Here is a 14,370-nt window from a genome sequence, read left to right as displayed (position 1 = left end):
AATGGAACAGTAGAAGTTCGCCTGATTTCTGCTGCCCTAGTATATCATTTTTCGCGTTGAAGTGTCACCGTTCAGGAAGTGAAATTTGATGTGTAAGTTGTGACTATGGTGTGAATCTTATAACATATAGCCCGATAGCCCTTAACTTTGATGATGTGGACAGTATTTTTTCATCATTTCGATTGTAGTTAGATCATCGTCAAGACCACGTTCTTGGAGACCATCAATAATATGTTGACGCTGATCGCCTTTGACATTTTGGCCGAATTTGAACTTGGCTGTCCATTCCTGCGGGACAATTTTGATCAAAGCGACTCCTTTTAATTGCGGAATATAACGTGGATCATTCGCATCAATCGTATCATAACCGCCTTCAGGTTGGAGCTTGTGCATAAATATTGAAAAAGCATTTGCTTTCTCTTCCAGATCGGTGATTAACTCTGCATGACCACGTACCGTTACACTTTTAAAAAAGGCTGTGGCCGGGCAAGCCAGTTCAGCATCGGTAAAGTAAGAAGGAATCAGCGCATACTCTTTGGCAACCGAAAATGTAACACGAGTATCCTGTTTGAGCAATTTCATTTTTTCTCCTGCGCGACTACCATGAATATAAAACACCCCGTTACCATAAGCAAAGTTGAGTGGAATCACCCTCGGAAATCCATCTTCATGACTCATCCCTAGAAATCCAAAACTCATTTCTTGTAAAAATGTTTCCAGTTCTTGTTCTTCTTCGATCGTAAATTCTTTGCGTCTCATATGTATCTCTCCTTTTGTCTATTGACCATCTATGCATTTCAGCATATGCTACAATTGGATTAGTCAAAAGAGCCAATTTGCATGAAAACAAGTAGTCCAATAAAGGAGAATACAATGGATATTACGATTGCGTATCAGCGTGCTATTCAGAAGTATCAACATAAATATGTAGCGTTATACCATGCACTGCGAGAAGGTATTCTAAATGGATCGCTAGCCAGTGGAACACGTCTACCTTCTACTCGTGATCTAGCTACAATGTATGGATTATCACGTGGAAGTGTATCGGAAGCGTATGACATGCTACTGGCTGAAGGGTATATTCAATCTGCTGTAGGTAAAGGAACTTTTGTGATCGAACAATCTCTTTTATCGAATACAAATAACGATATTCCGAGCCAAGCAGATCATATATCGAATACGACAGCACCTTTGCCTCCTTTGTCGCTATGGGGACAACGGATTGTTCAGATTGAACAGGAAATTATAGATACTCGCACATATACACCAGATTCTACTTATGATGAACATCATCTAGTGAAGTCTTCACATCAACAAATGGACTCTACAGATGCACCACCTGACATCATTTCTTTTCAATCGGGCGAAATTATATTAGAAGGCAGTTCACAGATTTCGTGGAAAAGCGCACTGTCTGCTGCAGGTAAAGATGTGCAAAAGTCAGCACTCGATACCAATAAAGCGACAGTTCAAGGTGATCTCTGGTTGCGTGAAGCAATCTGTCATCATGTAGGGCGAACACGAGGAATTACAGCTACTCCAGAACAGGTGGTATTGTGTAGCGGTTCTATGGAAGTGATTGCTTTATTGTGTCAATTGCTAATCAATGAACAAGATACCGTCATTTTGGAAAATCCCTGTTATTCCGGTATACGGCGTGCGATTACGGCATGTGGAGGGAAGATCGAACCGGCTCCACTAGATCAGCATGGCATTATTCCAGAAGATTGGAATGCTCAATTGTTAGTTGTCACACCGGGTCGTCAATTTCCGACTGGATCCATATTACCACTGGCTCGTCGTCAACATATTTTACAATGGGCAAAGTCTCGTGGAGCATGGATCATCGAAGATGATTATGATAGTGAATTTCGCTGGTCGGGTCGTCCAATCGAACCGCTCAAAGCTTTAGATGATACGAATTGTGTAATCTATGTCGGCTCCTTTTCTAGAAGTATGTTCAGTAGTCTGCGTCTTGGTTATGCAATTTTACCAACTGTACTGGCGCAAGCACTTACCGCTGCCAAGCGTATCTATGATCCATTGCCACCTGCTAGATTAGAGCAAAGAGCGTTAGCACGATTTATGATTCGTGGCGATTATGTACGACATTTGCGCCGTATGAATCGGTTATATCGCTCACGCTATGATGTTTTTCAACAAGCGATTCAAGAGTATAATCTGGATGAATTATTTCACTGGCAACAGACCGATTGCGGATTGCATGCTTATGCCACCTGGAAACACCAACCTGCTATGTATAGTCAGTGGATGCAATCTGCTTATCGTCATGGTGTAGTCTGGCGTGATGCTGCTACGTATCAGATTGTGCCTACTGTACCGTCGGCTTGTTTTATTTTCGCGTATCTGCCTGAATCTCATATTATTGAAGGTGTTCGCCGTCTGCGAGAATCATGGGATCGTATGCAATACAATGATTGACGGTTACAGACTTTTTGGTCAATATAAAGAAAAGCTATCTCATCTGTTGTTAGCATTGAATAGAGCTATAGATAAAATAAAATCAAGGAGGGTTGAGTGATGCTGAATTTGTCACCTTCTTCATTTATACTGAAACCAGCTTTTGCTAAAATCTTTTGTGAACCAGAATGGCGTTGGCCCAAACGTGAAAAACCGATGCCCAATTATGATTTATTCTATGTGTGGAGCGGTGAAGGAGAATTAATTTTAAACGGTGAGCCTTATCCGATCAGTCAAGGCAGTTGTTTTTTGTTCTATCCGGGGGATGAGACAACAGCGACACACAATCCGCAAAAACCATTGGTGCTCACTTATATTCATTTTGATATCGCTGAACCGGCACAAATGATTCCTGTACGTTATCGCAAATTAGAAGAGCGAATTGATTTTGAATATATGTTGGTACGGTATGTACGATTATTTCTCGAACAAGCTTTTGCCGCAGAAGAAGAAGCTAAGCTGATTTTGAAGCAGTTGATGATTCATTTATTACGTGAAGATCAGCGTGAACCGGTGGAACGCAAAGTCAGTAATCAGCTAAGCGAAGTTGTGCAGGAAATTGCGAACTATATTCGTCAACATCCCAGTCTGGCTCATCGGGTAGAAGATTTGGCTTCACGTGCCGGATTATCACCACGATATTTTTCGATCAAATTCAAAGAGTTAATCGGTGTATCGGTGCAATCGTATATTATCAAAATGCGGATCGAACGAGCAGAACATTTGCTAGTCTATACAGGCATGAATGTAACTGAAGTGGCAGATGCGCTGGGATATCGGGATATTTTCTTTTTCAGTCGTCAATTTAAGCAATATACAGGTAAAAGCCCGTCTGAGATTAGATAAATAGGACATAGGGTCAATCATACATTTCTGTAAACTTTGCATTTTACATTATGCTTGATTTAAGATAGGGATACCCGTGATTCTCGATTGTTTCACAATAATTGTCAACGGGTAATACTTGTCATGTTAACGTAATGTAAATGGAAGGAGGTCTACAGAAAATGCGTTTTAGACAGCGGATTCGTAACAGAGGCGGTTCATCTACAGCAGGTAAAAACATTTTTCGTAATCGGCTGCGTCGATTCAAAATGTCCACTACTCTTACTGAATCGTGGTTTTGATCACAAGATGTATACTTAGGTCGTTCTTTTAACTTATACAAGGCTTGTTGAATATGTATTCAGCAATCTACTATATATAGCATATCTCAACCTTTACCGGTTGATCAGATGATAGAAAGACAGCCCTGCTTGAAAGTATTCTTTCAAATAGGGCTGTCTTTCTATTCTTATCTCTACATCCATATAGAAGTATATGATTAAGATTGAACCGTTTCTGGAGCAACACGACGATAAGGGCGAGTAGCTTGCAAATCGACCAGTGTACCCAGACGTTCTCCCATTTTAACTTTACTACCAATGTGTAATTGTTCATTGGCTATAAATGTTCCTTGTTGCACCAGTAGAACTACTGTAGAACCAAATTCGAAATAAGCCAGCTCATCACCTTTTTGCCATGATGTACGTTCAGGATCAGCGTATTGAATACTGCTTACATTGAGCGCACCTACTTTGACGACAGCCACTTCGCCACAATCATGAGACATGTAGGTAATTAATCGTTCATTGCGACTGAGTACAGAACGCATAAAGGTCATACCTTTATCATTGACAGGATACACTTTGCCTGGGATATGTTCAGACTCGGTCTGTCTACCTGTGACAGGTGAATGAATACGATGATAATCAGTAGGGCTTAAATAGAGCACAAACATATATCCATCTTTGTACGTCTCCATACGTGGAGAATAATTAAGTAGTTCTTCCAGTAAGTAGTCTTGACCTTTTACTTGTGGAATGACATTGTTCTGAAGTGGCCCCATTGCTGTAATCACAGCATCGACCGGACTCACAAGCGACATTGGATCAGCATCAATCGGACGCATTCCAGGACGAAGTCGACGTGTGAAAAATTCATTAAGGCTATTATAATCTTGTATGTTTTTTTCTGCTTCTTCCGCTGGAATATGATATGCCTGGATAAATTTCGGGATAAATGTCCGGCTGGCCCGTGATTTAGCGAAGCTTCCTGTAAGCCGTGAAACCCACTTGCGTGAAGATAACTCGGTCATCAGGCGAAACACTGTGTTGGCCATAATAAAATTGAACCCCTTTCTACATTCGGGAAAACAAATATAATGTCGTGCTTGAATAGATAAGCACGACCATAATTCTATTAAAAAATGCTTTTTACTCGCTAAAATACTGGACGATAACGCTCGTTGGTTCGCTACGTTATATTGCCATATATAACACATGAAATCAATGGTTTGAATCAAATGTGACAGGATCGTATCTAAAATCAGCCTACGAATTGTCACCTAACAGTGATAAAATAGAGAGATCACAATTGATAATCGTACCATTTGATATATACAGAAGGATATGCTAAATCATACAGAAGTAAGTACGTGAATGGAGGAATAATAATGACTACATTTGGATTAATCAGACATGGTAGTACCATTTGGAATAAAGAAGGCAGAGCACAGGGGAGTTCAGATATTCCACTAGATGAAGGTGGTTGGGAGCAAGCGTATCAATTAGGCAAACGAATCCAAACCGAATCGTGGGATCGCATTTATGCAAGTGATCTGATTCGTGCACAACAGACAGCGCAAGCGATAGCAGAAGGTGGAGATTTGCAAATTAGTTCTGATCCTCGTCTACGTGAATTGGATGGAGGTCTGATTGAGGGAACGACTCAAGCTGACCGTATCGAACGCTGGGGAGAAGACTGGAAAAATCAAGATCTTGGACTGGAAACGCCTGAGTCTGGAGCGGCACGTGGAGTGAGCTGTCTGGAAGAATTAGTGAGTCTTTATCCAAATGAACGCATTTTGATTGTTAGTCATGGCGTGTTACTTAATCATGTGTTAAATCAGATTTTGGCAGATGAACCGAAATGGCATGGACTGGAAAATATGTCGATGACTGTTGTACACTGTAATGAAGATCATGTGTGGAGTTGTGAATTATATAACTGTACTCAACATTTATTACCGTCTGAAGCAGAAGCTTTGGAATAAAGAGGGTACAGATCGTTTGTAATCAAAGGAGATTAGAATCATGCAATTAAAGTGGCTAGAATGGGCGAAACAGATTCAAGCGATCAGTCAAGCAGGACTAGAATACTCTAAAGATATGTATGATATTGAACGTTTCCAACAGTTACGCGAACTTAGTGTAGAGATTATGCATCAGTACACCGATGTAGAAGTGGAAAAAGTGCAAGCGCTTTTTGCCAATGAGACAGGGTATGCAACGCCCAAAGTCGATATTCGTGCTGTTGTTTTTCAAAACGATAAAATCTTGATGGTACGTGAAAAGCAAGACGGTGCATGGGCATTACCGGGTGGATGGGGAGATATAGGATTATCGCCCAAGCAGATTGCAGTTAAAGAAACAAAAGAAGAATCTGGCTTCGATGTAGAAGCGGTTCGTCTGCTTGGTGTCGCGGATAAAAATTTCCATAACCATCCACCATCTCCCTGGCATGTATATAAGTTTTTTATTTTGTGCCGGATAGTTGGTGGAGAAGCAACTGTAGGTGATGAGACATCCGAAGTCGGCTTTTTTGCTGCCCATGAATTACCGCCTTTATCAGTAGAACGTAATACTCAAGAGCAAATATTGAAAATGTTTGATAGTAACAGCAGTCCGCATAAAACGGTATTTTGCGATTAATAATAAGTAACTGTATTGGTCATTGTAAAAATAAAGAAAACTAGAACATGTCTAGTTACGATAACAATCATCGGATCATGATTGTAAGAGATGATTATTGTAACCAGACGATCAATACCGGCATCACTATAAAGGAAGCCAGTGTTGTCCAAAGAATACAACGGGAAACAAGCTGGGGAGCCGCATTGAATTGTCCTGCAAGAATAACAGCATTGACTGCGGTTGGCATCGATGTAAGAATCAACAATACACTAAATAATATGCCTTCCACATGCAACAATGTTAACAATACCCATGACAGCAACGGAGCGCCTACGAGACGAATACTCATGCCTGCCCAGAATGCTCTGTTGCTAGATGATATTGTGTGTTCAGCAGGGGTCGTAGAGCTTGTAGTGCCCATCGTAATCATCTGTGTGCCTAGAACAACAAGCGCTACTGGTGAATAAGCCGCCGCTAACATTGCAAATCCAGAATCAAGTGCAGTTGGCAATGAAAGATCAGTTACTCGTAATAGGATAGCGATCACCGTCGCATAGATGGCAGGTAGTCGAAAAATAGCCATACCTGCTTGTTTTACCGAAAATTGAGAACGAGCTGCAAAAAACACACCGACAGTATTTACAATAATCATTTGTCCGATTACATAGACCGAAGCTTTATCTAATCCCAATTGTCCAAAAGCTAGTAAGACCAACGGTAGCCCATAATTCACACAGTTCGTAAATGTAGAGATAAGCGTCAGACCGGCTTGTTCTTCTTTATTCAATCGTAAAATACGACTCAACCCAATCGCAATCGCCCATAATAACACAAGACTTAATAATGAAAAGCTAATAGTAGTGCCTATATCTTGTAGCGAAATATCAGCATGCAGTAAAGTATTAAACACAATCGCTGGTGTTAATACATACAGAGACATCGTAGCAATTGGCTTACTATCGAGATTGCGGAATCGCTTGAGCAGAATACCACCAATCACAGGTAGTGAGATCGGCAAAAAAACTTGATATAACGTATGTAACAGATTCATAATCAAATGGTATTCATCCTTTCCAGTGCGATGTTACCAATTTACGTCTGAATATACTCTTCGTCAAATATCTATATCCTATTCGTTTATAGTCTGTACCTATCAATGATTATTCGTTTATTGGAAAGAGTGATCTGATTGGAAATATATGATATATCAGAGCACACAAAAGCCACTTCGTTATGCTGCTAGTTACAGCGTCCATGAAGTGGCTTTTGTATGTTCCCAATCGTTCTTCGTCAACTAAGCGAAGATTTATTTAGATTGTAGATGAGACCGAACTTAAAACATTGTATTTTTGTTAGCTGATTTCTCAGGAACGGCTTGTATAGTGTCCCAGTGTTCTACAATTTTACCATCAGCTACTCTGAAAATATCGACTACCGCAGAACCACGATCATTTTTATCCATACGACTCCAACTATGCAGAACGACTATATCACCTTCTGCAATGACACGAATAATTTTGTTGCTGCTATTTTTGTTAGATTGTAAAAATGAAGCGAATTGATTCAAAGGTTCTCTACCTGTAGGCACGGTAGGATTATGTTGAATATAATCTTCAGCAATATATTTGTTAATCACAGATACATCGTGTTTGTTAAAAAGATCATCGTAGAATGTTCGCACCATTTTGGCATTTGCTTGAACTTCACTCGGGCTTAGAGGAGTGACTTCGACAGGTGTACCTTTAGCAGGGAACATCGTATTTGTATTTGCTGATTTGGCAGGAACCGGTTGGAAAACATCCCAGTGCTCTACGATTTTGTTGTTTTTGATACGGAAAATATCGACTACAGAGCTTCCACGATCTTTCGCACCTGTGGTCACATAATTATGCACAACCACTAGATCATTTTGAGCGATAATTCGTTTTACTTCAGATTTATAATTTGGATTCTGTTTCAGATAAGATCCAAAAAATTTCACAAAAGCTTGACGACCATCTGCAGCTAACGGATTGTGTTGCTTATAATTTGAGACGATATACAAGCTAGCTTTGTTCAATTCATGATCATTGAAAATATCTTTGTACATGTTGAGTACCAGCTTTTTGTTTTTAGCCAGTTGCGCTTCTGTAGACTTCGCTGTTGTTGTGCTAGTTGGTGTCGCACTCGTAGAAGATATTTTGACAGGAGAAGAGGTGCATGTATTATCTTTTGATCCTGCAAGTGGACTCGCCTGAACACCTGTAACTGCAAGCGCAGATGCTAATGTAAAACTGATTGCCAATGTACTTGTTTTCTTCATCATGAATAACACTCCTTTGTATAAAATGATCTTGTATCCTGTATGGATGGAATGATTGTAACTTACATAGTTACATGTATGCAAGTTTTACTTTGAAACGGTTACATACTTGCAGTAACAACAAAAAAAGCTTGTAATGACAACAAAAAAAGCCACTTCATGTCAGGTAGACGATGAAGTGGCTCTTCGTATATAATGCTTCTATTCATTTGTATTGCGTGGTGTAAATGTAATCGGGTATTCTTTTACTCCAAATACGAAAGCGCTTTGAATCGGTTGCAATGTCGTATCAGGAACCAGTTGAATATGTTCCATATGATTTAACAATGTCTGTAATACGACTCTACCTTCTAAGCGAGCAAGAGGAGCGCCGAGACAGAAGTGAATTCCGAATCCAAATCCCATATGTTGATTGGGCTTACGGTTAGGAACAAATGTATCTGCATCTGCAAATTTCTGTTCATCTCGGTTAGCTGAACCGACCCATGAGATGACTTGATCTCCTGCTTGAATCGTCTGCCCGCCTAGCTCAACTGTTTCTTTGGCTACACGTCCAATAGCGACAATTGGTGGATAATAACGCAACGTTTCTTCGACAGCAGTCTGGATCATTTCTGGATGCTCACGTAATTGCTCTTGCAATTGAGGTTGTTCCGCCAGAATCCGAACACCATTCGTTATCAGATTAGTGGTCGTCTCATTACCTGCTGCTAGCAACAGAATACAAAAGCCGACGATTTCTTTATCTGTTAATTTCTGACCATCAATTTCTGCTGCTAACAATAATGAGATCAGGTCATCTTCCGGTTGTACACGACGTTGCTCCATAATAGCAGTGAAGTAATTAGATAATTCTTCATGATTTTTAGCTTTTTCCGCCATTAATTCTTGGAAAGCTTCATCGCTATCATCTCTAGCGCCTTTGACCTGTACATCTGACCATTCTTTAAATTTATCACGATCTGATGTAGGTACACCGATTAATTCAGCAATCACGATAACCGGAAGCGGTGTAGCGAGATCATGAACCATACGGATCTGTCCTTTGGCTAAATGAGAAGAAAGCAGATCATCAGCAATTTCTTGAATACGTGGAGCCAACGCTTCTATCGCACGTGGAGTAAATGCTTGATTCACTAGATCACGTAATTGTTTGTGTTTGGGTGGATCGGTTGTCAACATACTCTCATTGGCACGATTACGCTGAGAAGAGAATAATTTTGGGTTTTTAAGCACATATTGAACATCTTCATAACGGAAAACGTCCCAACATTTGCGATTTTCATCATACCGAACAGGGGTCTGTTCGCGCATTTCATCATAAACGGTAAAAGGAGATAGCTGACTTTCAATCGCTGCCAGTTCTCGAATAGGAATGTAGTTTGCATACTTCTTGGTAGCTTGATTCATGATATTCCTCCACCTTTATATATTTATTTACATATAAAACTCTTTCTTTATTATAAACGTACTTGTGCCAAGATACAAATTTTGTAATTTTTTATGACTGGTACATACAGTTGAAAGGTGGGCTACATATGAATATTTTATGGGAAAAAATCGAACAAAGTTCGCTACAGACATGGCCTGCACTACAGAGTCAACTGATCAATGGATGGAATATACGTCTTTCTGACGGCTATAGTAAACGTTCCAATTCTGTCAGCCCGTTAGATTATGTAGAAACGAAAATGACGCTGGAAGAGCAGATCGCTTATTGTGAAGCACAGTATCATCAGGCGCAATTACCGGTTGTTTTTAAAATGACTGACTTTGTAGAGCCGACGCTACTCGATCAACTTCTACATGCACGAAATTATCAGATCCAAGATGAGACAAGCGTACAGTTAAAGTCACTGAATATGATCGATCAAGAGTATGCTAACTACAAAAGTACTCAACAACAAAGGTTATCGGAAGTAACATATGGTATTGAAGAACAGTGGAGTGATACGTGGATTAGACAAGCGAGCACACTTGGACAATGGCCTGACAATGTAGGTCAATCTATTGCCAAATTGATGAAGGTAAACCCATCATTACCAAAAGCGTATATCACGCTTTACCAAGCAGGAACACCTGTAGCTTGTGCTATTGGCATTATAGATGGTGATTATATGGGTATTTACGATGTGATCACAGGGGCTGCTTATCGACGTCTTGGTTTTGCTAGAACAATGTTATACCATCTGATGAAATGGGCAAAAGACAAAGGAGCAAGTTATACGTATCTACATGTAGGTGAACATAATGAGGTGGCTATTCAGCTCTATCGTCATCTGGGTTTTGAAGAAATATATCGCTATTGGTATCGTGTATTGCTAGAGAAATAACAAAGAGCGCCTATGATCGGGCGCTCTTTGTTGTATTTACTATTGAATAATTTAATGAGTCGATTTGGGTAAAACAGATGGAGTATCTTTGTAATATACTCTAGTCTCATACGGACGTAACGGTAAAGAATGAAGTTGATGATGTTCGTGATCATCATAGTTAGACAAGACCAATTCCCATCCTTCATCACTAATACGTTCAGATAATTCAAATGTCGGTTTATCATCAAAGAAATTCATAATAACCATTAATTCAGTGCCTTCATAACTACGTATAAACGAATACACTTGATGATGCAAAGCACAGAGCAACCGATAATCTCCATAGATCACAACCGGATATTTTTTGCGTAAAGCGATTAGATTTTTATAATAGTAAAAGATCGAGTCAGGGTCATTAAGCGCTTGTTCTACATTGATATCCGTATAGTTCGAATTGACTTGAATCCATGGATTGCCATCTGTAAAGCCAGCATGAGTTGTGTTATCCCATTGCATTGGAGTACGAGCATTATCCCGACTACGTCTAGCCAAATTTTTCAGAATCTCTTCTTCGGTTTTGCCTTCTTTTAACGAAATATTGTAGTAATTAATCGTCTCTACATCGCGGTAATCTTCAATATGCTGGAAGCTCGCATTGGTCATTCCAATCTCTTCACCTTGATAAATATATGGAGTTCCTTGTAGTAAATGGATCAGTGTTGCTAACATTTTGGCAGATTGTTTGCGGTATTCGCCTGTATTGCCAAAGCGTGATAGATGTCTTGGTTGATCATGGTTAGAGAAGTAATTTGCATTCCAGCCTTTGCCATGTAGAACGGTCTGCCAGTGACTCATAATCTTTTTGATATCTAACAAGTTCCAGCTTCGCCCTACCCATTTGGAACTTCCTGTACCGACACAATCCAGATGCATATGTTCAAATTGGAACACCATATCCAGTTCATGACGTTCATTTCCCACATATTCGAGTGCTTGTTCAGGACCAAGACCGGATGTTTCACCCACTGTCATCAGATCACGTGTTGCAAAGACTTGCTGATTGAGGTCTTTCAGTAAGGTATGGACTTTTTCCAGATTGGAGAAAAATTGAAAAGCTTGTACAACCGGTAGATTTTGTGGATTATCCGCATCCGGTAGACCAACAGCTTTGACAATATGAGCAATCGCATCCAGACGGAATCCATCGACACCTTTATCCATCCACCAGCGAATCATATCGTGTAATTCATTGACCACTTCTTTGTTTTCCCAGTTCAGGTCAGGTTGTTGACGGGCATAGAGATGCATATAGTATTCTTCTGTTTCTTGATCATATTCCCAGACCGAACCGCTAAAATACGACTCCCAGTTATTCGGATAGCCGCCATTTTTTCCTTTACGCCAGATATAATAATCCCGCTTCGGATTATCTAGTGAAGAACGTGATTCGACAAACCAATCATGCTTATCCGATGTATGATTGAGCACCATATCCAGCACAACTTTGATTCCCCGTTCATGAGCTTCACGCATAAATTCGTCGAAATCCTGCATCGTTCCGAAGTCTTTCATAATCGCTTGAAAATCACTGATATCATAACCGTTATCAAAATTGGGAGATTCATAAATAGGGCACAGCCAGATCGCCCCGATCCCGAGTTCTTGCAGATAATCTAATTTGGAAATAATGCCTTGAAAATCACCGATACCATCACCGTTAGAATCTTTAAAACTTCTTGGATAAATCTGATAGATTGCATTTTCTTTCCACCATTTGCGTATCATCGTTGGTTCCTCCATCTGCAAGCTGAGTATATGTTTATAGTAAATAATGAATAAAGAGTTGCACTTTCTTGTGTAGTTGATTTGCAAATAAGAAGATAGAGCACTTTGCAAAATCGCTTGGTGTTCGAGCAGAACATAATAGCTTACTATTCTAAGTACTACGATGTACGCGATATCTCTACTTTACTTTTATCCAATTTACTCGCTGACGAAAACGAAATAAGTGATTATCACTGAATCGATACGATGAAAGTGTATTTATTGTGATCATTTCAATGATCTGCTACACTGCTAACAAATACATAATTAATCTAAAGGAGCTTATGATCATGAACAATCATACCGTTGTTATTCGTGAAGCCCATCAACAAGATATCACACCATTAGTAGGGTTAATGGAACAATTAGGCTACCCGACTACAGAAGAAGTGTTCAAAATAAGAATCGATGCGTTAGAGCAACATGAAGATTATCAAATATTTGTAGCCGAAATAGAAGAGCAAGTGGTCGGTATGGTTGGCTTGATTCGTGAACTGCGCTTTGAACGAGATGGAGTACATGTCCGCATCGGCTCATTAGTTGTCGATGAGCAATATCGTGGTGCAGGGATAGGTCATTCTTTGATGCAAGCAGCGGAAGGCTGGGCAGGTAGTGTAGGCGCTCAAGCGATCGCTTTAAATAGCGGTAATCGATATGAGCGTGAAGGTGCACATGAATTTTATCGCAAATTAGGATTTGCAGGACTGTCTACTGGATTTGTAAAAAAGTTATAAACGAAGAAAATTGCACAAGTAGGATGCAAAGGTGTCTGTATCAGAATAACCATATCTATTTATAGAGAGGATGTTCATGATGGCTAAAGTATTCGATTCTATGTCTCCCGAGCATATCGCATTTATACAAGCACAGAAGATGTTTTTTGTAGGTAGTGCGGCAGCAGAAGGTCATGTCAATATTTCACCAAAAGGCTACGATTCATTTCGCATTCTATCCCCTAATCAGGTCGCTTATCTTGATCTAACAGGTAGTGGTAATGAGACCAGTGCTCATTTGCAAGAAAGTAATCGGATGACTTATATGTTTATCGCTTTGGAAGGTAAGCCACTGATTTTGCGATTGTATGGAGATGGACAGATTATTTTACCGGATGATCCAGCATGGGAGCAGTACGCGCATGTATTTGATCTTTATCCAGGATACCGGCAGATCATTGTCTCGAATATTCACCGGGTACAGACGTCTTGTGGATATGGTATTCCTTTCTATGAGTATGAAGGGGAACGAGATACGCTGATTGATTGGGCAGAGAACAAAGGCGAAGAGAAATTAGAACAATATCGTAAGCAGAAAAACTCGACAACTATAGACGGTATACTTACACCGATAGGTCAAAAGTTGGCTGATATTCAGTAAGTTGTTGTATTTCATCTATATTATTGATAGCATGCAAATGATGGATTATACACGCAGATAAAGAGGGATGAGCATGAAGTTGGTCAATACGATCAAAAATAATTTTAGATTATCAGATTTTATAACGTGGTATGTGATTATGGCGATTTTGTTAGTTGTGTTAGATGTGAAAAATAATCCTGATGGTGTTACATTTTTGAGTGTATTGATTACACTGGTGATGGCGTTGATTCCAGCTGCTATTTTCAGCTTCTTTTTCCGCTTAATTACGGGTTGGATTGTCAAACTCAACGAATAGCAGGGTAATAAATAGAAGTAAAGCTTAGATAAGCAAAGGAGT

14 protein-coding genes are annotated in these 14,370 nt (G+C 39.8%); 8 read left to right on the top strand and 6 right to left on the bottom strand.

All coding sequences use genetic code 11. From position 1 onward, the window contains the following. Positions 1-141: 141 nt before the first annotated feature. Positions 142-759: a pyridoxamine 5'-phosphate oxidase family protein gene (locus QE450_RS14840; protein WP_307300180.1), complete on the bottom strand. Its 618-nt coding sequence runs from the start codon at positions 757-759 to the stop codon at positions 142-144. A 114-nt stretch (positions 760-873) separates the two neighbouring features. On the opposite strand from QE450_RS14840, the gene pdxR reads away from it, so the two are divergent. Both pdxR and QE450_RS14830 read left to right on the top strand, forming a co-directional pair. Beyond that, positions 874-2,442 (top strand): MocR-like pyridoxine biosynthesis transcription factor PdxR, encoded by a 1,569-nt coding sequence (pdxR, locus tag QE450_RS14835; RefSeq protein WP_307300176.1) that lies wholly within the window; start codon positions 874-876, stop codon positions 2,440-2,442. A 99-nt stretch (positions 2,443-2,541) separates the two neighbouring features. Further along, the gene (locus tag QE450_RS14830; RefSeq protein ID WP_273613454.1) at positions 2,542-3,327 is read left to right on the top strand and encodes a helix-turn-helix domain-containing protein; all 786 of its coding nucleotides are present in this window, start codon (positions 2,542-2,544) and stop codon (positions 3,325-3,327) included. A gap of 478 nt (positions 3,328-3,805) precedes the next feature. On the opposite strand, the gene asd is transcribed toward QE450_RS14830, so the two are convergent. After that, on the bottom strand, positions 3,806-4,642 hold the full coding sequence (gene asd / locus QE450_RS14825; RefSeq protein WP_273613453.1) for an archaetidylserine decarboxylase: 837 nt from the start codon (positions 4,640-4,642) through the stop codon (positions 3,806-3,808). Positions 4,643-4,975: 333 nt separating this feature from the next. On the opposite strand from asd, the gene QE450_RS14820 reads away from it, so the two are divergent. Continuing rightward, positions 4,976-5,575: a histidine phosphatase family protein gene (locus QE450_RS14820; RefSeq protein ID WP_273613452.1), complete on the top strand. Its 600-nt coding sequence runs from the start codon at positions 4,976-4,978 to the stop codon at positions 5,573-5,575. Positions 5,576-5,615: 40 nt separating this feature from the next. Beyond that, a complete protein-coding gene (locus tag QE450_RS14815; RefSeq protein ID WP_273613451.1) occupies positions 5,616-6,233 on the top strand; it encodes an NUDIX hydrolase in 618 nt (205 codons plus the stop codon). A gap of 94 nt (positions 6,234-6,327) precedes the next feature. On the opposite strand, the gene QE450_RS14810 is transcribed toward QE450_RS14815, so the two are convergent. The 3 genes from QE450_RS14810 to QE450_RS14800 all read right to left on the bottom strand — a co-directional run bounded on the left by QE450_RS14810 (position 6,328) and on the right by QE450_RS14800 (position 9,927). Then, complete coding sequence (locus tag QE450_RS14810) at positions 6,328-7,272, bottom strand: AEC family transporter (RefSeq protein ID WP_307300167.1); 945 nt, start codon at positions 7,270-7,272, stop codon at positions 6,328-6,330. Positions 7,273-7,548: 276 nt separating this feature from the next. Then, positions 7,549-8,520 (bottom strand): nuclear transport factor 2 family protein, encoded by a 972-nt coding sequence (locus QE450_RS14805; protein WP_274171967.1) that lies wholly within the window; start codon positions 8,518-8,520, stop codon positions 7,549-7,551. A 198-nt stretch (positions 8,521-8,718) separates the two neighbouring features. Next, positions 8,719-9,927: a cytochrome P450 gene (locus QE450_RS14800; protein WP_307300160.1), complete on the bottom strand. Its 1,209-nt coding sequence runs from the start codon at positions 9,925-9,927 to the stop codon at positions 8,719-8,721. A gap of 128 nt (positions 9,928-10,055) precedes the next feature. On the opposite strand from QE450_RS14800, the gene QE450_RS14795 reads away from it, so the two are divergent. Next, entirely contained in the window at positions 10,056-10,850 is a 795-nt protein-coding gene (locus QE450_RS14795) for a GNAT family N-acetyltransferase (protein ID WP_307300159.1), read from the top strand. Between the two features lie 51 nt (positions 10,851-10,901). Here QE450_RS14795 and QE450_RS14790 read toward each other — a convergent pair whose 3' ends face one another. After that, positions 10,902-12,617, bottom strand: a complete 1,716-nt coding sequence (locus QE450_RS14790; RefSeq protein WP_301263323.1) for a glycoside hydrolase family 13 protein — start codon at positions 12,615-12,617, stop codon at positions 10,902-10,904. Positions 12,618-12,946: 329 nt separating this feature from the next. On the opposite strand from QE450_RS14790, the gene QE450_RS14785 reads away from it, so the two are divergent. The 3 genes from QE450_RS14785 (at position 12,947) to QE450_RS14775 (ending at position 14,328) form a co-directional block, all read left to right on the top strand. Beyond that, positions 12,947-13,390 (top strand): GNAT family N-acetyltransferase, encoded by a 444-nt coding sequence (locus QE450_RS14785; protein WP_273613445.1) that lies wholly within the window; start codon positions 12,947-12,949, stop codon positions 13,388-13,390. A gap of 79 nt (positions 13,391-13,469) precedes the next feature. Further along, a complete protein-coding gene (locus tag QE450_RS14780) occupies positions 13,470-14,030 on the top strand; it encodes a pyridoxamine 5'-phosphate oxidase family protein (RefSeq protein ID WP_274171971.1) in 561 nt (186 codons plus the stop codon). 73 nt (positions 14,031-14,103) lie between these two features. Continuing rightward, positions 14,104-14,328, top strand: coding sequence for a hypothetical protein (locus QE450_RS14775; RefSeq protein ID WP_273613443.1), 225 nt, complete (start codon positions 14,104-14,106; stop codon positions 14,326-14,328). The last annotated feature ends 42 nt before the right edge of the window (positions 14,329-14,370 follow it).

It is taken from the genome of Paenibacillus sp. SORGH_AS_0306, from assembly GCF_030819345.1.
Classification (GTDB): Bacteria; Bacillota; Bacilli; order Paenibacillales; family Paenibacillaceae; genus Saccharibacillus; species Saccharibacillus kyungheensis.
This window is presented reverse-complemented; position numbering and strand designations above follow the sequence as displayed.

Excerpts from the sequence above, each read along its gene's own strand:
- QE450_RS14795 (WP_307300159.1), top strand. The coding sequence starts at position 10,056 with ATGAATATTTTATGGGAAAAAATCGAACAAAGTTCGCTACAGACATGG.
- QE450_RS14790 (WP_301263323.1), bottom strand. The coding sequence starts at position 12,617 with ATGATACGCAAATGGTGGAAAGAAAATGCAATCTATCAGATTTATCCA.
- QE450_RS14815 (WP_273613451.1), top strand. The coding sequence starts at position 5,616 with ATGCAATTAAAGTGGCTAGAATGGGCGAAACAGATTCAAGCGATCAGT.
- QE450_RS14785 (WP_273613445.1), top strand. The coding sequence starts at position 12,947 with ATGAACAATCATACCGTTGTTATTCGTGAAGCCCATCAACAAGATATC.
- QE450_RS14820 (WP_273613452.1), top strand. The coding sequence starts at position 4,976 with ATGACTACATTTGGATTAATCAGACATGGTAGTACCATTTGGAATAAA.
- QE450_RS14780 (WP_274171971.1), top strand. The coding sequence starts at position 13,470 with ATGGCTAAAGTATTCGATTCTATGTCTCCCGAGCATATCGCATTTATA.
- QE450_RS14775 (WP_273613443.1), top strand. The coding sequence starts at position 14,104 with ATGAAGTTGGTCAATACGATCAAAAATAATTTTAGATTATCAGATTTT.
- QE450_RS14840 (WP_307300180.1), bottom strand. The coding sequence starts at position 759 with ATGAGACGCAAAGAATTTACGATCGAAGAAGAACAAGAACTGGAAACA.
- QE450_RS14805 (WP_274171967.1), bottom strand. The coding sequence starts at position 8,520 with ATGATGAAGAAAACAAGTACATTGGCAATCAGTTTTACATTAGCATCT.
- QE450_RS14830 (WP_273613454.1), top strand. The coding sequence starts at position 2,542 with ATGCTGAATTTGTCACCTTCTTCATTTATACTGAAACCAGCTTTTGCT.
- pdxR (WP_307300176.1), top strand. The coding sequence starts at position 874 with ATGGATATTACGATTGCGTATCAGCGTGCTATTCAGAAGTATCAACAT.
- asd (WP_273613453.1), bottom strand. The coding sequence starts at position 4,642 with ATGGCCAACACAGTGTTTCGCCTGATGACCGAGTTATCTTCACGCAAG.
- QE450_RS14800 (WP_307300160.1), bottom strand. The coding sequence starts at position 9,927 with ATGAATCAAGCTACCAAGAAGTATGCAAACTACATTCCTATTCGAGAA.